This is a genomic window from Seonamhaeicola sp. S2-3 (genome assembly GCF_001971785.1).
In the GTDB taxonomy this organism is placed as follows: domain Bacteria; phylum Bacteroidota; class Bacteroidia; order Flavobacteriales; family Flavobacteriaceae; genus Seonamhaeicola.
This window is the reverse complement of sequence record NZ_CP019389.1, coordinates 2,521,194-2,542,208: the sequence shown is the minus strand read 5'-3', so window position 1 is coordinate 2,542,208 and position 21,015 is coordinate 2,521,194. Positions and strand designations below refer to the sequence as shown.

Genomic DNA, 21,015 nt, shown 5'->3' with positions numbered 1-21,015 from the left:
TTTTTTGTCGTTACAATTAGCTTAGACACCTAAAAATTCAAATTATTTCATGATGAAAAAAACACTACTTTTTACATTCCTATTATTATCTATAGGACTTACAGCTCAAACTACAATTTATGTAAACATCAATGTTTCTGGAGGTAACCACGATGGTACGTCTTGGGCAGATGCTTTTAGCAACCTTCAAGATGCCTTAACAAATTCAAATTCTGGAGATGAAATCTGGGTAGCACAAGGCACCTACACGCCTGGAACATTAGAAACCGATAGTTTTGTTATCCCCGAGGGTACCACTATTCTAGGAGGCTTCAACGGCACCGAAACCACAGCCGATGCGCGTAATTGGGCTGAAAACCCTACCATTTTAAGTGGGGACTTAAATAATTCCTTAACCGAAAACCCTGGAGATAGCCATACCATTGTAACCATGGTTGGTAACAACGCTGAAATTAATGGGTTTTATATACAGTGGGGCTATGCCGATGATCTCACAGAAAATTCCCCAACTTATATTGGACGTACTGGTGCAGGAGTCTATAACAATGGAAATAACAAAATATTCAACTGTAGCATTAGAAGTAATGTTGCTGTTGTAGGCGCAGGCTTGGTTTCATATGGAGGAACTTTAGAAATAATTAATACGCTTTTCAATTCCAATTCAGCCAACAATAATGGAGGCGCTATGTCTGCCGAAAGTGGCACCATAAACATTACCAATTGTACCATTGCAAACAACAACTCCAATAATGGTGGTGGTGGTATACATTTTTATAACGGTAGCATCAATGCAACAAATACCATTTTTACCAATAATAGTGGTGCCAATGGTAATATTAATGACGATGGTCCGGGTACGGGAACTGCAAATTATTGTTTGTTTTATAACGGAACAAGTGGTAACAATGGAAACTTACCACCTAACATAACAGGAAGTAACAATATAGAAAACACAGACCCTTTATACACAAATGGTTATCAATTAAATAACAACTCTCCTGCCATAGATGCTGGTAGCAATACAGCATACACGAATGCTGGTGGTAATTTAAATAACGACTTAGATTTGGTAGGAAATCCAAGGATAAATAACTCAACTATTGATATTGGAGCTAATGAATTTCAAAATTATTGTATCAATTTAAGTTCTGATTCCATTATTTATGTAGATGCAAACGCTACAGGTACTAATGATGGTCGCAGTTGGACAAATGCGTTTACCGATATAGAAACTGCACTGGCTATACAAGACTGTGGTTTTACAGGCGAAATACGTGTAGCTGGAGGACAAACCTTTAAACCATCAACTTCTCGTTTATGCACTGGTGGTTGCACCAGCCCTAGAGATTATTATTTTTTAATTCAAAATGATATTCAACTAAAAGGAAGCTATGATGTAAGTAATGACACCCAAGACTATAGTAACCCAACCATTTTGAGTGGTGATGTAGGTGTACTAGACAACAACAGCGATAATACCTTAAGAGTTGTGATTACTACAAACCTTACCAATGCTGCTTTATTAGACGGCTTTACCATAACCCAAGGAAATGCAAATGGTATTGGGCAAGCAATTGTTAATGGTCAATCCATTAATAATTTTAATGGAGGAGGTATGCAAAACCATGGAAATCCTACCATCAGTAACTTTAGATTCGTAAACAATTCTACCACTGGAAAAGGTGGCGGTATGAGTAACGTTAGTGCTTCACCTTCTATTATTAATACCATATTTGTTGGAAATTCAGCAAAATATGGTGGCGGACTATATAATATAGGGGCTTCTCCTACCATTATTAATACTGTATTTGTTGAAAATTCGGCAGAAGCAGGTGGTGGTATACATAACTTTTCGAGTTCCCCTAGCATAATTAACACAACTTTTTATGGTAATACAACTACAGAAAACAGGGGTGGTGGCATGATAAATTCACCAAGCTCTGAAGTTACCTTACACAACTCTGTATTTTATGCAAACGGTAATGATATTCATAACAGCAGTGTTTATCCTGCAGCTATTATTAACTCAAATAGCATTAATAATTTTAGTGAGACCTCTTATCTTTTAGGTAATTCAGGGGTTAGTTTTACCCAACTTACTTCAGATCCTTTTATAAATAGTAGTAATCCTATTGGTAATGATGGTATTTGGGGTACCCAAGATGACGGTTTGTACCCAACTAATGTCGGTATACTTGTAAATGCAGGTGACAATAGTTTTAATACAGAAAGTACAGATATTACTGGTAATCTTCGTATTTCAAACGTAACTATAGATATAGGTGCTTACGAAAGTCAAAGCGCATTAAATACAGAAACAATTAGTGCCAAGTCATTTAACGTTTATCCCAACCCAGTGAACAATGTATTAAACATTGAAACATCTGTTAATTATTTTAATTATCAATTATACAACTTACATGGGCAAAAAATAATAGAAGCTAATAATCAAACATCAAATTCCATTGATGTTTCTAAACTGCCTTCGGGAGTATATATCTTAAAAATGACAAACAATAACAAATCGCAAAATTTTAAAATCATTAAAGAATAATAAAAGTCCTATTAATGGTATTCTCAAGTCTAAGCATTAGATAAATTTTCTAGATTTATAAAAAGATTAATTAATCTAATACATCAGAAAAAATCTATTTAATTTATTTATGGTATCATGACAAAATTATAAGTCATGATACCATATTTTTTTTAGAAACTAATTTCTGGAAATGCTACATATGTTGCGTGTTCAACTTAAAAAAACGCTTCATCATTATCATTTTTAAAATGAATTTCTTACTTCATTATATTGTTTGTTTTTTATTTTTTTGACTAACACTTTCAACATGCAACGATTTCTTTCCACCTGGAAATTCCCAATCAATAACATCATGTTGTGCATACCCAATAACAGCAAGCCCCATAGGAGTTAATATTGAAATTTTATTAGTTTGATAATCACTTTCTTCAGGAAGCACTAACTCAAAAGAATTTTCCCATCCATCTGTTGTTGTTACCGTTACAACAGAATTAAGTCTTATAACATCTTTAGGAATATCTGCTTCATCTACAATAATAGCTTGATTTAGTTCATTTTTCAATCTATCAACAGAGTATTTTCTAGGATGTTTTTTATAACTCTCTGATAAATTAAGCAACCTTTTTAAGGTTATATATTCTGTTTTTTCTAAAATAATACTTCCGTATTTCATAGCTTAAAATTTAATTAAGGAAAAATACCTCGTTGTACATACGCATTTTCAATTCGTTTTATGGCTAAAACATAAGCAGCAGAACGCATATCAATTTTTTTAGATTTCGAGGTTTCTAATACTTTTCTAAATACGTCTTTAATCTTTTTATCTAGTTTTGTTAATATATCATCTAACTGCCATAATTCGCCATTTCTATTTTGTAGCCACTCAAAATAACTACCTATAACACCTCCTGAATTACATAAAATATCAGGAATTATTTCTACCCCCTTTTCCAATAAAATTTGTTCTGCTTCTACTGTAGTAGGACCGTTTGCCCCTTCTGCAATTAAAAAGGCCTTAATTGCTGGAGCATTATCAACAGTAATTTGATTTCCTAAGGCAGCAGGAATTAAAATATCACAACTTAATCCAAAAAAAGCATCTTTATCAATAGATGTTGCGTTTGGATATCCTTCAATACTACCTTGATTCGTTTTGGTGTATTCTAATAACTGTGAAACATTAATTCCATCTTCATAAGTTATACTAGCATAAGCATCTTGAGCACCAACCATTTTCGCTCCTTCTTGCTCTAAAAAATAAGCAGCCCAATAGCCTACATTTCCAAAACCTTGTACAATAAAGGTTTTTCCTTTTAAATTAACATTTTTATGTTTTGCCCAATATTTAATTGTTAAAAACACGCCATATCCTGTAGCTCTATCTCTACCTTCTAACCCTCCTGAACCTATAGGTTTTCCTGTAACAACATGTTGGTTTTTAGAACGCTCTGAAGGAGATTTTGTAGACATATAGGTATCTGCTATCCAAGCCATAGTTTGTGCATTGGTATTTACATCTGGGGCAGGAATATCATGTTCTGGACCAATGTTTTCACCTAGTGCATATGTAAAGCGTCTTGTGATACGTTCTAACTCGGCAGTAGAATATTTACTGGTATCCATTTGTATTCCTCCTTTTGCTCCTCCATATGGCAAACCTGCTAAAGAGGTTTTCCAAGTCATCCACATTGCTAGTGCTTTTACAGAATCTATATCTATAGTTGGATGATAACGTAACCCACCTTTGTAAGGTCCTAATGCATTATTGTGTTGAACACGATAGCCTTTAAATATTTCTATAGTTCCATTATCCATACGTACCGGAAAATAAATAATAAGCTCGTTATTAGTTACTTCTAATATTTTTTTGATATTAGGGTTTAAATTAACCAACTTTGATGCTGCCTCAAATTGTGCCATTACATTTTTTAGCATACCTTGTTTTGGTGGCTTACTGCTTTTTATTGCCTTTACTAATGCCATTTGCTTTTATAATTTTAAAGTTGAATTACTATAACGTGTATAAAACCCGTGTCTTTGATTGAGATTTTTTGTGTTGTTTTGAGTTTCTCTCATATTCTGTACATGACCAAATAAATGACTTATCTGTAGTTAAACTACAGTTTGAAATAAACCTACAGCTATAACATAAACTCTTTTTATTAAATTGATTCATAAATTATGTCTTTATTATACCGTAATGGCAATAGGCATACCATTATTTTTGACACAAACCAAAAAACAACTAAAGAGCTTGTAATCAGTAAGTTTCACCTAAAACAAGATATTATAAAGAAAGTAATAGTTGAGGAAAAAACACTCTATTGAGGAAAAATTACCCAATAAAAATTAAACGTTTATTTAATTTTTTCGCTTAAAGTTTTCCTGTCTATTTGAAGAATTTTTGCGGCTTTGGTTTTATTATTATTGGTAGCTTTTAATACTTTTAAGATGTATTGTTTTTCAATAGTTTTTAATGGCAACAACTCTGTTTGGTCTTCTGAAAAAGTAATGGTATATTTTAAATGATTTGGTAGATCTGAAACAGTTATTTGTTTATCGCACATAATTACTGCTCGTTGTATAACATTTTCTAACTCTCTAATATTCCCGGGCCACCTGTAACGCTCTAATATACTTAATGCTTCTGGAGATATGGTTACTAACCTGTCTTTATATTCTACACCATACTTGAATAAAAATTTATCTATTAAAAGTTTTAAATCCTCAATCCTATGACGCAATGCTGGTACAGGTATTTCTACTACAGTTAGCCTATAATACAAATCTTCTCGAAACTTAGATTTACTAATTAAATCTTTTAAATCTATATTTGTTGCAGCAATAACACGTACATCTATAGGTTCTGCTTTTTGAGCCCCAACTCTAGTTACTTCTTTTTCTTGTAACACCCGCAATAATCGTAATTGTGTAGCCATAGAGGCATTACCAATTTCATCTAAAAAAATAGTCCCTTTATTTGCGGCTTGAAAATAACCTCTTCTACTCTCATTTGCTCCTGTAAAGGCTCCTTTGACATATCCAAATAATTCTGATTCTAAAAGATTTTCTGGTATAGCACCACAATTAACCGCTATAAAGGGAGCTGTTGCATACTTGCCCATATAGTGTATGGCACGCGCTACTAATTCTTTTCCCGTTCCGCTTTCGCCAGATATAAAAACAGTGGCTTTATTATTCTTAACTCTATCTATAACTTCTGTAACTTTCTTTATTGCATTAGATTGCCCAATAATGTCTCCATAACTATTATTACTATTTGTTTTAGGTGTATTTCTATTAGGTTTTTGAGAAAATGCTTTACTAACGGCTCCTTTTAAAGCTTCTTTTGTAAATGGTTTAGTAAGGTAATCTATAGCACCCGTTTTCATTACTTCTAGGGCGCCATCAACAGATGGGTAACCTGTAACTACTAATTTTGGAATATCAGGAAAATGTTCTGTGGTATATTTTATTAACTCTAAACCATCTACACCAGGCATGTTTAAGTCTGTTATTAATAAATCTATATCACTTCCTTGTAAAATATTTAAGGCTTCTTTTACAGAAATTGCTTTATAAACATGGTAATTAAGCGATTGTAAATGGCGCTGGATGAGTTCTAAAATATGAATATCATCATCTACAATTAAAATATTTTCACTGTTTAAGCTCATATTATAAGTTACTGTTTAGGAAAATGTACTGTAAAAACAGTACCTTTTGGTGAGTTTGGTTGATGCTTTATTTCCCCTTTATGGCTTTTTACAATACCATGAACAACACTTAAGCCCAAACCAGAACCTTCTCCTAATGGTTTGGTAGTATAAAACGGATTAAATATAGAATTGCTTTGGCTTTTTTGTATACCTGGACCTTCATCTCGTATCTCTATTACTACATCGTTGTTTTTTTCGTAAACACAAACCCATATTTGTCCTTTTACTGGAGAAAAATATATGGCATTAATAACCAAATTAAATAGTACTTGGGTAAGTTGTATGCTATCAACACGCATACAAATGCTCTCTTTTTCAATTTCTAAATGACACTGTATTTGCTTTTTTGTGAAATTAGGCTTTAATAAGCTTATGGCGTTTTTTACTATTGGGGTAATATTTGTAACGGCCATTTGCTGTGGCATTTCGCAAGAAAAAAACATTAATTTTTTAACAACTTCGCTAGAGAATTCTGCGTTGGTAATAATTTTATTTAAATCATTAATTGCTTTATTATTATTGGTAAATTGTTCTTTTAATAATTCTGAATACCCTAAAATATTTGCTAATGGTGTGTTTAATTCATGTGCTATTCCTGCAGTAATTTCACCTAAAATGGACAATCTATCTGCACGTTCTATTTGACGTCTTGTTAAAGCTTCCTTTTCTAGTATTTCTTTACGCTCAAACAGGCCTCCTATTTCAAGAGCTATTTTTTTTAGTAATTGCTCTTCTTCATTTAAAAAGCTTTTAGATGTATAATGCTTTTTTAAATACCCTACTTTTATGGCGCCTATATTTTTGTTAAACGATTTTATGGCGCAAATCATGTAAACAACATCCTTTTTAATGGATTCATCTGATACGGTAAAGTTGTTTGCTGTAATAGAAACGGTGGCATCTTTTGGAAACTGTATTGCTTTTTTTAAGCTTTTGGCTATAGCTACTAGAGTAGGTTTAATATAATTTAAATCACAATTAGAAATGTATGAACTTACCTCATACAAACAAGTGAGTTCCTTAATTCGCTCTTTTAATTTTTTCTCTGTAGAAACTGAAAATGACACCGGGTTTTCTTTAAATTAAAATACAAAGCTACTCTTTATATTATTGTTTTAATAAAATTTGTTAATTGAAACAGTTATTCTATATCTATAGAATAAGAAAATTAAATAAAACTTTTCCTGAAACATCATAATACTCTATTGTTATAATTTAGACTCCTTAATTATACTTACTTCTTTTACTTTATTTGTGTAACCCCAAATGATGAATTTAAAAACATACATTATAATAATGCTAAATCATCTCACAAGAAAAGATCATTTTTTGCCATAAAATAACCCACTTATTATTCAGCTTATTTTAAATAAAAACTAGATGCTAAAACAAGTTCAGCATAACAAATAGAAATAAAAAACCCTCAAAGCCACATATGCCTTGAGGGTTTCAATCAAAAAAAGAAAAACGGAAAACACTATAAAGTTGTCTTTATGGCTGCTTGAGCCGATACTAGTCTAGCTATAGGTACTCTATAAGGAGAACAACTTACGTAGTCTAATCCTGTATTATAGCAAAACTCTATAGAGCTAGGTTCTCCACCGTGCTCACCACAAATTCCAACTTTTAAGTTCGGTTTAGTACTTCTACCACGCTCGGTTCCAATTTTAATTAATTGGCCTACACCTTCTTGGTCTAGTACTTCAAAGGGATCTACTTTTAAAATACCTTTTTTAATATATATTGGTAAAAATTTACTGGCATCATCACGAGAATACCCAAAGGTCATTTGGGTTAAATCATTGGTTCCAAATGAGAAGAAATCGGCTTTTTCGGCTATTAAATCGGCTATTAAAGTCGCTCTAGGAATTTCAATCATGGTACCAACTAAATATTCTAAAGAATCATTTCGCTCTTCAAAAATGGTACTGGCTGTACTTCTAATAATTTGCTCTTGCGCTTCAAACTCTTTAACAGTTCCTACCAATGGCACCATGATTTCTGGTTTACAAATGATTCCTCTTTCTTTAAGATTTAAAGCCGCTTCAATAATGGCTCGTGTTTGCATTTCTGTAATCTCTGGATAAGTGTTACCCAATCTACAACCACGATGTCCTAGCATAGGGTTAAATTCTTCCAATTCAGCCACTTTATTTTTTACTGCTTGCAATGTAATGTGCATGTCTTCTGCCAATTCTTTTTGAGTAGCTAATTGATGTGGCACAAACTCATGCAATGGCGGGTCTAAAAGACGAATAGTAACTGCCGAACCTCCCATAGCTTCAAATAACCCTTCAAAATCGGCACGCTGCATTGGCAATAACTCTTCTAAAGCATGCTTTCTTCCTTTAACGGTATCTGCAAGAATCATTTCACGCATAGCCTTAATTCTATCTACTTCAAAGAACATATGCTCTGTTCTAGCTAAACCAATACCTTGTGCTCCAAAATTGCGAGCTACTTTGGCATCTTTTGGTGTATCTGCATTTGTTCTCACTTTTATTTTTCCGTACTTATCAGCTAATTTCATAACCTCAGCAAACTCTCCGCTTAACTCGGGTTCCATAGTAGCCACTTTACCTTCAATAATATTGCCGGTAGAGCCGTTTAAAGAAATCCAATCACCTTCGTGATACTCATGCCCATCAACCGTTAAGGTTCTTTTCTTATAATTAATGTTTAAAGCTCCTGCTCCAGAGACACAGCATTTTCCCATACCTCTAGCAACCACTGCTGCATGTGAAGTCATACCACCACGAGCTGTTAAAATTCCTTTAGCAATGTTCATCCCTTCTAAATCTTCAGGCGAGGTTTCTATACGTACCAAAATGCTACTTTTGTATTTATCTGCCTCATCTGCAAAAAAGACAATTTTACCCGTAGCAGCTCCAGGAGAAGCTGGCAAGCCCTGAGCAATAACGTGTGCTCTTTTTAATGCTTGTGGATCAAAAACAGGATGCAACAACTCATCTAGTTTATTGGGTTCTATTTGTAATAGAGCTTCTTTTTCATTTATTAAACCTTCTTTTAATAAATCCATAGCTATTTTAACCATGGCGGCACCTGTACGTTTACCATTTCTTGTTTGAAGTATCCAGAGTTTGCCGTCTTGAATGGTAAACTCCATATCTTGCATATCACGATAGTGTTTTTCTAAAATATCTTGATATTCATTTAATTCTTTAAAAATTGAAGGCATTAACTCTTCTAAAGAAGGATACAAATCTTTTCGTTCTGCCTCTTCTACTTGTGCTAATTCTGCCCAACGTTGAGACCCAATTTTTGTTATTTGTTGTGGCGTTCTAACCCCTGCTACTACATCTTCTCCTTGTGCATTAATTAAATACTCGCCATTAAATATATTTTCACCTGTTCCTGCATCTCTTGTAAAACAAACACCTGTACCAGAATTATCGCCCATATTACCGTACACCATAGCTTGCACATTAACAGCTGTTCCCCAATCTGAAGGATATCCGTTCATGCTCCTATAGTAAATAGCTCGGTCTCCATTCCAACTATCAAACACAGCTATTATGGCTCCCCATAATTGATCCCACGGATTGGTTGGAAAACTATGTCCCGTAGTTTTTTTAATTATATCTTTAAAATCGTATACTAAATCTTTTAAATCTTGAACTGTAAATTCGGTATCTAACTTAATACCTCTTTTTTCTTTTAGGTGTTCTATAATTTCTTCAAAAGGATCTATATCTTCTTTTGATTGTGGCTTCATACCTAGAACAACCCCTCCATACATTTGAATAAAACGACGGTAGGAATCCCAAGCAAACTGCTCATTATTGGTTTTTTTTGCTAAACCTAAAACAACCTCATCATTAATGCCTAAATTAAGCACAGTATCCATCATTCCTGGCATAGAAACTCTGGCGCCTGAACGTACTGAAACTAGTAATGGGTTTTCTTTGTTTCCAAATTCTGTTCCCATTAAATTTTCAATATTAGCAATAGATGCTTCTACTTCATCTTTAATTAAATCTAAAACCGCTTCTTTTCCTAAAGTATTATATGCTGTACAAACTTCTGTTGTTATAGTAAAACCTGGAGGTACTGGTATGCCAATGGAACTCATTTCTGCCAAATTTGCCCCTTTCCCCCCAAGTAAATTCTTCATCTCACGATTACCGTCGGCTTTTTTATCACCGAATTTATAGACGTGTGGCTTCACATTTTCTAGTAATTCCATGACTTATTAATTTAAGTTGATACTTTTCTTGCAATTCCCATAAAAATACATCTATTCTTACTCACATTTTATGATATAAATCATATAATAATCTTAAACCATTAATGGGTCAGGTTCAAAAGTTGTGCGTAGATTGTATAATGTGTAAATTGTATAAATAGTAAAATTATTCTCTTAAAACAGACAACATATTAAAGCTTGCACTAGACCCACTAAAGTTTGTGTTGCTTAATGGTATTAGATTATATTTAATAATCTATATAGCTATTTTAGGACGGGTCACTCGTAATACCAACCCTATAGATACCCTATGGATATCCTATGCTTTACCTATGAATAAAATTTTAGAATTTTCACTGGTAAACTTCCCTTTTTTTTAACACAATCCTTGTGAGTTTACAAACAAATTAATTTTAATCTAAAAAATTACGAACAAAAAATCCCGGGGTAATTATAGTTTACCGCGGGATTCTTCAATAAAAAAGAAAAAAGGAAATTATTAAAATTTACATTAACGCAAATTTTATTTTTTTAAGTATGATTTATTTTAAAATCATGTATATAATTTAAGTTTAAAAAATAATTTCTTCTATATAGCTAAATAAAAGGATGAATTCCATAGTCTCCTTTAAGCATTCCTACCGTTAGTATTGCAGAAACGCAAATAATTAAAATACTTAGTGGAATAACAAGTTTATCAATTAACGATAAACTCTTAGCTCTATCTTTATCACCTATTAACCCGTTATTATCTAAAAACATAGCTAATGCCCATGCTAAAACAGGATTTGTTACCATGGCGGTAAACACACAAATTCCTGCTGCTTGTGCACAAGCACTTCTTTTAACCATTTGTACTCCTGCTTCAATCATTGGTAAAAACACCCCAACAAGCAATGCTATACATCTTACAGGTGGCCAAACAGCAATATCCATTGGCGTTCCCAAAATAGCAACAGCCATAACCATTAACCCTAAAAGAATAGCGCCCCCAGGAATTGGCCTTTTGGCAATAGCTGCGGGTATCATATAAGTTCCCCAAGATGAAGTAATATTACCGCCTCCTACTGCTGTACCTACCATTTGCCTGAAAGAGCACATAGTCATAGTATCATCTACATCCATTAAAACTTTTTCTGTTTTCTTTGGATAATTCATTTCTTGAAATATTCTGTGACCTAAAAAATCTGGAGACCACATAGCAACAGCTAAAATGGCAAAAGGTAAAGACGCTATAAAATGCTGCATATTAGGTAAACCTAACATCCAACCTTCTTCTGTACTACCCCACCAATGTACGGGATTAAGATTTGGTAAGCCCATTTGGGTTGTAAATTGAAGATCAAAACTTGCGCCTCCAATTAGTGCTATTAGTAATGCCGCAATAGCACAAGCGGGTATTGCTAACCAACGTTTATCTATTCTGGCTAAATAACTATACAAAATTACGGTTACAGCTAAAATTATTAACCCTAGAAATCCCATAGACCCTGCTTGAACGGTTGAGGATTCTAACCCCATACCCCATGATTGTATGGTTTTAATTTGGCTTAACGCACCTGTAAACCCAAGAAATATTAACAATCCTCCGGCTACACCTTTACTGGTTAGATTTACAAGACGAGAACCACCTTTAAATATACTTAGCAAAAGTCCTAAAACACCTATTAAAATAGCTAAAGCCAATGGATGTGCTCCAGCAAGAGCAATACTTGCGATAAGTGGAATCATAGGTCCATGGTTACCTGCCAAATTTGCTCTAGGGTTAATAAAACCTGAGGCTAAAATAACAAACAAAAATGCAGGAATTATCATTTCTACCCGTGACACTTCTATTGCAAATTCTTTTCCTAGTGTAATATGATCCCATGCTTCTGTTAGGCCATTTGCCCATGCCATCATTACCGATGAATACATAGCAACAATACCTAGAGTACCTGCTAAGGCTGGTACTAAATCTTCAAATTCAAACCTAAAATCTCTTCCTGGAAGATTTAATTTATACCGCTTAGGTTTCATTATTTGTAACTCATAATCTAAATAATCTGACCTAGTCTCAAATTCTGATGCTGGTTTATGTAGTTCTTTATAAGTTTTCATGCTAATTATTAATATTTGAAACGTTTAATTGGCTATCATGAAAACTTACTTTAGAAGCTTTTAGGGTACTAATTAATAGTAGCTCTAAATGTATTTTCTATATTTATTTACGCCAATAAAACTATGATTTTTTAATTATGCTATTACTATTAGTTTACTTTTACTTCTTTGAAATAACGTTCTAAAATTGCTACAGCTTCATCAATTTCTTCTTGGGTATTTTCTCTAGCATCTTTTAATTGGTATTCCCAACCTAAAGCTTCCCATTTATGAACTCCTAGTTTATGATAAGGCTGAATTTCAATTTTTTCAATGGTTTTGTAATCTTTAAAATAATTACCCATTTCATGTAATAAATCTGGTGTGTTTGTAATTCCAGGAATTAATACATAACGCAACCACATAGGTTTACCAGAGGCTTCCCTGTGTTTAGCAAAATTGAATGTGGTTTCTTTATTTTTCTTACCAGTAAGCATTTGGTAGCCATCTTCATGCATGTGCTTTATATCAAGCATTACCAAATCTGCGTAATTATCTAGCAGTTCTGTTGTAAAATGATTTAGCACTCTTCCGTTAGTATCAATGTTAGTATGGATACCTTCTTCTTTTAGTCTTTGAAAAAAATGAACTAATTCTTTTGATTGTAACAAGGGTTCTCCTCCAGAAACAGTAACACCTCCAAACTTACCAAAATAAGATTTCATATTAACAGCCCTTTTTACCAAGCTTTCAATAGGATACTCTTCACCACCGTGCGTGTTTATTGTATCGGGGTTATGACAATACAAACATTTTAGTTTGCACCCCTGTAAAAACACCACCATTCTTATTCCTGGACCATCATGTGTTCCAAAGGATTCAACGGAGTGTACTCTTAATGTATTATCTGAAGTTTTGATAAGGCAAGTATTTAAATTAGAACTTCCGAAAATAATAATTTTTCGGAAGTTCTGATTTGACTATATATAGTTACATTGAATCGTGAAATGATCTTGTTATAACTTCCATTTGCTGTTCTTTAGTTAACCTAATAAAGTTAACAGCATATCCAGAAACCCTAATAGTTAACTGTGGGTATTCTTCTGGATTTTCCATGGCATCTAATAATGTTTCTTTGTTTAAAACATTTACATTTAAATGCTGTGCATTTCTAGAGAAATAGCCATCTAAAGTAGCAGCTAAGTTTACTATTCTATCTTCTTCGGTTGAACCTAAAGATTTAGGTACAATTGAAAATGTATTAGAAATACCATCTTTAGAATCTTGGTAGTCTATTTTAGCTACAGAGTTTAAAGAAGCTATAGCACCATGAGTATCTCGCCCGTGCATGGGGTTTGCTCCTGGAGCAAAAGGTACTCCTTTAGCTCTACCATCTGGAGTAGCGCCTGTTTTTTTACCGTAAACTACGTTTGAAGTAATAGTAAGCACAGACATTGTTGGTTCTGCATTTTTATATACTGGTAAGGCTTTTAATTCATTATTAAAATCTTTAACAGCATCTCTTGCAAATACATCTACTCTATCATCATCATTTCCATATTTAGGGAAATCTCCTTCAATTTTAAAATCTACCGTTAAACCTTCTTCATTTCTTATTGGTTTAACTTTGGCATATTTGATTGCCGAAAGTGAATCTGCTACAATTGATAAACCAGCTACACCGTAAGCTATGTTTATATCTGGATTAGTATCAATTAATGCCATTTGTGCTTTTTCATAGTAATACTTGTCATGCATATAGTGAATAATGTTCATGGAATCATTATATACACGTGCTACTTCTTTCATGGCTTTCTTAAAGTTAGCCATTACTTTATCAAAATCTAAATATTCATCTTCTAATGTTTCAATACCTTCAACCATTTGAGTTCCGGTATTTTCACAACGACCACCGTTAATAGCTAATAATAAAGTTTTAGCTAAATTGGTTCTTGCTCCAAAGAATTGAATTTGTTTACCTACCGCTTGGTAAGACACACAACATGCAATACCATAATCATCAGACCCTCTTGTTTCACGCATCATATCATCATTTTCAAATTGAATTGAAGAGGTATCAATTGCTACTTTAGAACAATAGTTTTTAAAGTTTTGAGGCAAGCTAGTTGACCAAAGAATTGTAATATTTGGCTCTGGTGATGGCCCTAAGTTATATAATGTGTTTAAGAAACGGAATGATGTTTTGGTAACTTTAGTTCTTCCGTCTGCAAACATACCACCAATGGCTTCTGTAACCCAAGTTGGGTCTCCTGCAAAAATTTCATCATAAGCACTCATTCTTAAGTGACGTACCATTCGTAATTTCATTACAAATTGGTCTATATATTCTTGTGCTTCAACTTCGGTAATCAAGCCTTTTTGTAAATCGTTTTCAATATAAATATCTAAGAAAGAAGATACATTACCTAAAGACATTGCTGCACCATCTTGCTCTTTTACTGCTGCTAAATACCCCATGTAGGTCCATTGTACTGCCTCTTGAGCGTTTTCTGCAGGACGAGATAAATCTAGGTTGTACTTTTTACCCATTTCTATCATATCATATAACGCTTTAATTTGCTCTGATACTTCTTCGCGTAGGCGAATAACAGCATCAGTCATTGGGCCAGTTATATTTTTATGGTCTTGTTTTTTAGCTTCAATTAATTTATTTATTCCATATAAAGCTATACGACGGTAATCACCAATAATTCTACCACGAGCATAATTATCTGGCAAGCCTGTTAAAAGTCCTAGAGAACGGAATCTTCTAATTTCTTCGTTATAAGCAGAAAACACACCATCATTATGAGATTTCACATATTTAGAAAACAACTCTGTAACCGTATTACTAGGCAGCAACCCTCGCTCACTTAACGCTTTTTGTACTACTTTAAAACCTCCAAAAGGTTTCATAGCACGTTTTAGTAATTCATCTGTTTGTAAGCCTACTATTACTTCATTTTCTTTGTCAATATATCCCGCTTCAAAGTTATTTATACCAGAAATAGTTTCTGTATCTACAGAACGCACACCATTGTTTTGACGCTCTTCTTTCATAGCCTCAACACAAACATTCCATAGTTTTTTAGTTTTTTCGCTTGGTCCTACTAAAAACTCATCATTTCCGTAATATGGTGTTATATTATTATATACGAAATTTCTAACATCAACCCTTTCTGTCCAGATGCCTTTTTTAAACTCTTTTACTTCCATTTTTTGCTTTTTTTATTTGACAAATTTTATGCTGCAAATCTACATCTGGACACTAACTATAAACCTGACTTTTATCATAAAACCCAGATATAGCAAGGTTTTACAATTACTTAGCACACGAAAACGTTTGAATATATTCGCTTATACAAACAATCTTTAAACCTTTTACTCTCAACCTTATCAAATACATGAAATTAACATTACTTTAAGTAATTATTGTTAATTTTTTGGGTTAAAATTTGTTATTTTCATAAAAATCACGAAAATTGTCGTTAGATTTAAAAAAAATATAAAAAGGAGTTTTGAAACAAATGATTTACAGATAATTAAATATGGTTGTTAATTTTTACCCTGTTTATCTAATTTTAAAATCATTTTAATTTCATACTTTGCAACACCGCATTAAAAATAAATGAGAAAGATTAGTAGGATTTTTGATTTCCCTTATTACCAACTAGAGAAATTCAATTTAAAAAAAGCATTTACATCAAAATATAATGGAGAGTGGATTAGTATTTCTACTCAAGAGTATATTAATCAATCTAATAAAGTAAGTAGAGGTTTATTAAGGCTAGGTATAAAACCCAATGATAAAATAGCCGTAATTTCGTCTAATAACCGTACAGAATGGAATGTATTAGACACTGCAATTTTACAAATTGGTGCCCAAAATGTACCCATTTACCCAACCATTTCTAAAGAAGAATATGAGTATGTTTTAAATCATTCTGAGTCTATATATTGTTTTGTTTCAGATGATTCTGTTTTAGAAAAACTTAACCAAATAAAAGGAAACACCAAGCTTAAAGAGGTCTATACTTTTGATGAAGTTAAAGGAGAAAAAAACTGGAAAAAAATATTAGAGTTAGGTGAAGACGAATCTAACCAAAACAAAGTAGAAGAACGAAAAAACAATGTGAAACCAGAAGATTTAGCTACTCTTATCTATACCTCTGGTACAACAGGAACACCAAAAGGCGTTATGCTTTCTCACAAAAACTTAGTCTCTAATGTTATTGATAGTTCGCCACGAGTTCCTATGGAACACGGCAAATCAAAATCTTTAAGTTTTTTACCCGTTTGCCATGTATTTGAACGTATGATTCTTTATTTATACATGTATTGCGGTATTGAAGTTTATTTTGCAGAAAGTATTGAAACTATAAGTGAAGACCTTAAAGAAATTAAACCTCATGTAATGACTGCTGTTCCTAGACTTTATGAAAAGGTTTACGACAGAATTATAGCCAAAGGCGCAGAACTTAACGGTATTAAAAAAATGCTGTTCTTTTGGGCTGTAAACTTAGGTTTAAAATACGAACCTTATGGAAAAAACGGTTGGTGGTATGAATTTAAATTAAAAATTGCCAGAAAACTTATTTTTAGTAAATGGAAAGAAGGTTTAGGCGGCAACTTAAACACATTAGTTTCTGGTAGTGCTGCCTTACAACCAAGACTTATTAGAATATTTTCTGCTGCCGAAATGCCAATTTTAGAAGGTTACGGACTAACAGAAACATCGCCTGTAATTTCTGTTAATTGCCCATTTGATATGGGAATAAAAATAGGAACCGTAGGTAGAATTATAAACAACGTTGATGTTAAAATAGCTGAAGATGGCGAAATTTTGGTAAAAGGCCCCAATGTAATGATGGGCTATTATAAAGACCCTGAAAGAACTGCTAAAGTAATGACAGGAGACTATTTTCATACAGGAGACATTGGCGAAGTAAGTGATGATAATTTCTTAAAAATTACAGATCGTAAAAAAGATATGTTTAAAACCTCTGGCGGTAAATACGTTATACCAGCACTTTTAGAAAATGAGTTTAAACAATCGCGCTTTATAGAACAAATAATGGTTATTGGCGAAGGCGAAAAAATGCCTGCAGCGTTAATACAAATTAATTTTGAGTTTGTTAAAGAATGGGCAAGAAGACATGATTTGGTTTTTAAAGACAATGAAGCAATAATTAAAAGCGAAAAACTTCATGAACGTATACAAGCAGAAATAGACGAAGCCAATACCAACTTTGGAAGATGGGAACAAATCAAAAAATTTGAAATTACACCTGATGTTTGGACTATTGATGATGGTCATCTTACCCCTACCATGAAAATAAAACGAAAGGTCATTAAAGAAAAATACAAAGACCTAATTGAAAAAATTTACAGAAACCAATAACCCCTATTAGTTAATTAATAGCATATCAATCAATTAACAAAAATTCAAATATTCTTTAAAATGCTTTATAATTTTGTAAAGCATTTTTTATTTTACACTATTATTTCAAAAAAATATTATGCATGCATAATAAATTTTTATATATTTGAGAACATTAACAATTATATATGAAGGATCAAACAATTGATTATGTGCTAAGAACCACATGGCTTGCGGTTCAAAAAATGTACAATGAAGAGGCTGCTAAGTTTGATAGTACAATGGCTACCGGTTTTACACTTTTAAGTATAGACCCTGAAAATGGAACTCCATCAACAGCCTTAGGTCCTAAAATGGGAATGGAAGCTACAAGCTTATCAAGAATCTTAAAAACTATGGAAAAAAGAGGTTTAATAGAAAGGCATCCAAATCCTAATGATGGTAGAGGCGTTATTATTCATTTAACTGATTTTGGAAAAGAAAAAAGAGACTATTCTAAAGAAAGAGTACTAACATTTAATGACACCATTAGAAAACACATTCCTGAAGAAAAAATAAACCATTTCTATGAGGTTGCAGAAATTATTACAGAATTAGTATGTAACAAAAAAATTTACACAAAAAAGTAATTAGACTAAACAAGAATGAGTAAACGAATTATTAAAAAAGTTGCAGTCATTGGCTCTGGAATTATGGGCAGCGGTATTGCATGCCATTTTGCCAATATTGGTTTAGAAGTTTTGCTTCTAGATATTGTACCAAGAGAACTAAATGATGCAGAAAAAGCTAAAGGTCTAACTTTAGAAGACAAACAGGTAAGAAATCGATTAGTTAATGATTCTCTAAAAAAAGCCTTAAAATCAAAACCCGCACCTATTTATCATCAAAAATTTGCTAGCAGAATTACAACAGGTAATTTAGAAGATGATATAGCAAAAATTAAAGATGTAGATTGGATTATTGAGGTTGTTGTTGAAAGATTAGACATTAAAAAACAGGTTTTTGAAAACCTAGAAAAATACCGTACCCCAGGCACCTTAATAACATCAAACACTTCTGGTATTCCAATAAAATTTATGAGCGAAGGCAGAAGCGAAGATTTCCAAAAGCATTTCTGCGGCACACACTTTTTTAATCCAGCCAGATATTTAAAACTTTTTGAAATTATTCCTGGTCCAAACACCTCTCAAGAAGTTTTAGAATTTTTAAATAATTATGGTGAACAGTATTTAGGAAAAACATCGGTTGTAGCCAAAGACACCCCTGCTTTTATAGGTAACCGTATTGGTATTTTCGGTATTCAATCCTTATTCCACCAAGTTAAAGAATTAGGACTAACTATTGAAGAGGTTGATAAACTTACTGGTCCCGTAATTGGCAGACCTAAATCGGCCACTTTTAGAACCGTTGATGTTGTTGGCTTAGATACGCTTGTACATGTAGCAAACGGCATTTATGATAACTGCCCTAATGATGAAGCTCATGCGTTGTTTAAACTACCAGATTTCATAAACACCATGATGGAAAACAAATGGTTAGGTAGTAAAACAGGTCAAGGATTCTACAAAAAAATTAAAGGAGAAAATGGTAAAAGCGAAATTTTATCATTAGACCTAAATACTTTAGAATATCGTTCTAAAAAAAGAGCAAAATTTTCAACATTAGAACTTACGAAATCGATTGAGAAAGTAATTGATAGATTTAAAATATTAGTCTCTGGTAAAGATAAAGCTGGTGAATTTTACCGAAAAAACTTCGCGGCTATGTTTGCCTATGTTTCTAACAGAATACCAGAAATATCAAATGAACTCTACAAAATTGATGATGCTATGAAAGCTGGTTTTGGATGGGAACATGGCCCGTTCCAAATCTGGGATGCTATTGGTGTTGAAAAAGGTATTGAAATTATGAAAGCCGAAGGTTTCCAACCTGCTAATTGGGTAAACAATATGCTTGCAGCTGGTAGTACTTCATTCTACTCTGTAAAAAATGGTGCTACATATTTTTACGATATTTCTAGTAAAACGCATACTAAAAAACCAGGACAAGACGCCTTTATTATTTTAGATAACATTAGAAAAAGTAATGAAGTATTTAAAAACTCTGGAGTTGTTATTGAAGATTTAGGCGATGGTATTTTAAACTGCGAATTTCAAAGCAAAATGAATACCATTGGTGGCGATGTTTTAGCAGGGTTAAATAAAGCTATTGATTTAGCCGAAAAAGATTTTGAAGGATTAGTTATTGGCAATCAAGCCGCTAATTTTTCAGTTGGTGCCAATATTGGTATGATTTTCATGATGGCTGTAGAACAAGAATATGAAGAATTAAACGCGGCCATTAAATATTTCCAAGACACCATGATGCGTATGCGCTACTCTTCTATTCCAACAGTTGCTGCTCCACACGGTATGACACTTGGTGGTGGTTGTGAATTATCACTTCATGCTGACAAAGTTGTGGCTGCCGCCGAAACCTATATTGGTTTAGTTGAATTTGGAGTTGGCGTCATCCCTGGTGGTGGCGGCTCTAAAGAAATGGCGCTTAGAGCATCAGATTCCTTTAGAAAAGGTGATGTTGAGTTAAATGTACTACAAGAGTATTTCTTAACTATTGGAATGGCAAAAGTATCAACCTCTGCATATGAAGCCTTTGATTTAGGTTTACTTCAAAAAGGGAAAGACGTTGTAATTGTTAATAAAGACCGCCAAATTGCAACTGCTAAAGTACATGCTAAATTATTAGCTGATGCTGGTTATTCGCAACCCATAAAACGTAAAGATGTAAAAGTACTTGGTAAACAAGCCTTGGGTATGTTTTTGGTAGGAACAGATGCAATGGAAGCTTCAAATTACATTAGTGAACACGACCAAAAAATAGCTAATAAACTAGCTTATGTAATGGCTGGTGGTGATTTATCTGAACCAACATTAGTTACAGAACAATACTTACTAGATCTAGAAAGAGAAGCCTTCTTAAGTTTATGTACAGAGCGTAAAACACTTGAACGTATTCAACATATGCTTAAAACAGGAAAACCACTACGTAATTAGAAAACAGAACCAAGATACTTTTATTCTTGATTCCAAAAATC

The 21,015-nt window shown here is 33.0% G+C and carries 12 protein-coding genes; 4 read left to right on the top strand and 8 right to left on the bottom strand.

Annotated elements, in window-relative coordinates; genetic code table 11:
- Positions 1-52 precede the first annotated feature (52 nt).
- Positions 53-2,554, top strand: coding sequence for a T9SS type A sorting domain-containing protein (locus BWZ22_RS11010; RefSeq protein WP_076700009.1), 2,502 nt, complete (start codon positions 53-55; stop codon positions 2,552-2,554).
- A gap of 247 nt (positions 2,555-2,801) precedes the next feature.
- Here BWZ22_RS11010 and BWZ22_RS11005 read toward each other — a convergent pair whose 3' ends face one another.
- The 8 genes from BWZ22_RS11005 to pflB all read right to left on the bottom strand — a co-directional run bounded on the left by BWZ22_RS11005 (position 2,802) and on the right by pflB (position 15,757).
- A complete protein-coding gene (locus BWZ22_RS11005) occupies positions 2,802-3,209 on the bottom strand; it encodes a GreA/GreB family elongation factor (protein ID WP_076700008.1) in 408 nt (135 codons plus the stop codon).
- A gap of 14 nt (positions 3,210-3,223) precedes the next feature.
- Positions 3,224-4,519 carry a Glu/Leu/Phe/Val dehydrogenase gene (locus BWZ22_RS11000; RefSeq protein ID WP_076700006.1) on the bottom strand — a complete coding sequence of 432 codons (1,296 nt, stop codon included), beginning with the start codon at positions 4,517-4,519 and terminating at the stop codon, positions 3,224-3,226.
- A gap of 374 nt (positions 4,520-4,893) precedes the next feature.
- Positions 4,894-6,213 carry a sigma-54 dependent transcriptional regulator gene (locus tag BWZ22_RS10995; protein WP_076700005.1) on the bottom strand — a complete coding sequence of 440 codons (1,320 nt, stop codon included), beginning with the start codon at positions 6,211-6,213 and terminating at the stop codon, positions 4,894-4,896.
- Positions 6,214-6,221: 8 nt separating this feature from the next.
- Entirely contained in the window at positions 6,222-7,322 is a 1,101-nt protein-coding gene (locus BWZ22_RS10990) for a sensor histidine kinase (protein ID WP_076700003.1), read from the bottom strand.
- Positions 7,323-7,732: 410 nt separating this feature from the next.
- A complete protein-coding gene (ppdK, locus tag BWZ22_RS10985) occupies positions 7,733-10,462 on the bottom strand; it encodes a pyruvate, phosphate dikinase (protein WP_076700002.1) in 2,730 nt (909 codons plus the stop codon).
- A gap of 597 nt (positions 10,463-11,059) precedes the next feature.
- Positions 11,060-12,562 carry a DUF3360 family protein gene (locus tag BWZ22_RS10980; protein ID WP_076700000.1) on the bottom strand — a complete coding sequence of 501 codons (1,503 nt, stop codon included), beginning with the start codon at positions 12,560-12,562 and terminating at the stop codon, positions 11,060-11,062.
- Between the two features lie 149 nt (positions 12,563-12,711).
- Positions 12,712-13,386 (bottom strand): pyruvate formate-lyase-activating protein, encoded by a 675-nt coding sequence (gene pflA, locus BWZ22_RS10975; RefSeq protein ID WP_232225141.1) that lies wholly within the window; start codon positions 13,384-13,386, stop codon positions 12,712-12,714.
- Positions 13,387-13,531: 145 nt separating this feature from the next.
- Positions 13,532-15,757 carry a formate C-acetyltransferase gene (gene pflB / locus BWZ22_RS10970; protein WP_076699997.1) on the bottom strand — a complete coding sequence of 742 codons (2,226 nt, stop codon included), beginning with the start codon at positions 15,755-15,757 and terminating at the stop codon, positions 13,532-13,534.
- Positions 15,758-16,169: 412 nt separating this feature from the next.
- On the opposite strand from pflB, the gene BWZ22_RS10965 reads away from it, so the two are divergent.
- The 3 genes from BWZ22_RS10965 (at position 16,170) to BWZ22_RS10955 (ending at position 20,974) form a co-directional block, all read left to right on the top strand.
- Complete coding sequence (locus BWZ22_RS10965; protein ID WP_076699996.1) at positions 16,170-17,942, top strand: long-chain fatty acid--CoA ligase; 1,773 nt, start codon at positions 16,170-16,172, stop codon at positions 17,940-17,942.
- 167 nt (positions 17,943-18,109) lie between these two features.
- Positions 18,110-18,550 carry a MarR family winged helix-turn-helix transcriptional regulator gene (locus tag BWZ22_RS10960; protein WP_076699994.1) on the top strand — a complete coding sequence of 147 codons (441 nt, stop codon included), beginning with the start codon at positions 18,110-18,112 and terminating at the stop codon, positions 18,548-18,550.
- Positions 18,551-18,565: 15 nt separating this feature from the next.
- Positions 18,566-20,974 (top strand): 3-hydroxyacyl-CoA dehydrogenase/enoyl-CoA hydratase family protein, encoded by a 2,409-nt coding sequence (locus BWZ22_RS10955; protein WP_076699993.1) that lies wholly within the window; start codon positions 18,566-18,568, stop codon positions 20,972-20,974.
- The last annotated feature ends 41 nt before the right edge of the window (positions 20,975-21,015 follow it).

Coding starts and splice junctions, on each gene's coding strand:
- BWZ22_RS11000 (WP_076700006.1), bottom strand. CDS start 4,519: ATGGCATTAGTAAAGGCAATAAAAAGCAGTAAGCCACCAAAACAAGGT.
- BWZ22_RS10995 (WP_076700005.1), bottom strand. CDS start 6,213: ATGAGCTTAAACAGTGAAAATATTTTAATTGTAGATGATGATATTCAT.
- BWZ22_RS10955 (WP_076699993.1), top strand. CDS start 18,566: ATGAGTAAACGAATTATTAAAAAAGTTGCAGTCATTGGCTCTGGAATT.
- pflA (WP_232225141.1), bottom strand. CDS start 13,386: ATGGTGGTGTTTTTACAGGGGTGCAAACTAAAATGTTTGTATTGTCAT.
- BWZ22_RS10960 (WP_076699994.1), top strand. CDS start 18,110: ATGAAGGATCAAACAATTGATTATGTGCTAAGAACCACATGGCTTGCG.
- BWZ22_RS10980 (WP_076700000.1), bottom strand. CDS start 12,562: ATGAAAACTTATAAAGAACTACATAAACCAGCATCAGAATTTGAGACT.
- BWZ22_RS11005 (WP_076700008.1), bottom strand. CDS start 3,209: ATGAAATACGGAAGTATTATTTTAGAAAAAACAGAATATATAACCTTA.
- BWZ22_RS10965 (WP_076699996.1), top strand. CDS start 16,170: ATGAGAAAGATTAGTAGGATTTTTGATTTCCCTTATTACCAACTAGAG.
- pflB (WP_076699997.1), bottom strand. CDS start 15,757: ATGGAAGTAAAAGAGTTTAAAAAAGGCATCTGGACAGAAAGGGTTGAT.
- BWZ22_RS11010 (WP_076700009.1), top strand. CDS start 53: ATGAAAAAAACACTACTTTTTACATTCCTATTATTATCTATAGGACTT.
- ppdK (WP_076700002.1), bottom strand. CDS start 10,462: ATGGAATTACTAGAAAATGTGAAGCCACACGTCTATAAATTCGGTGAT.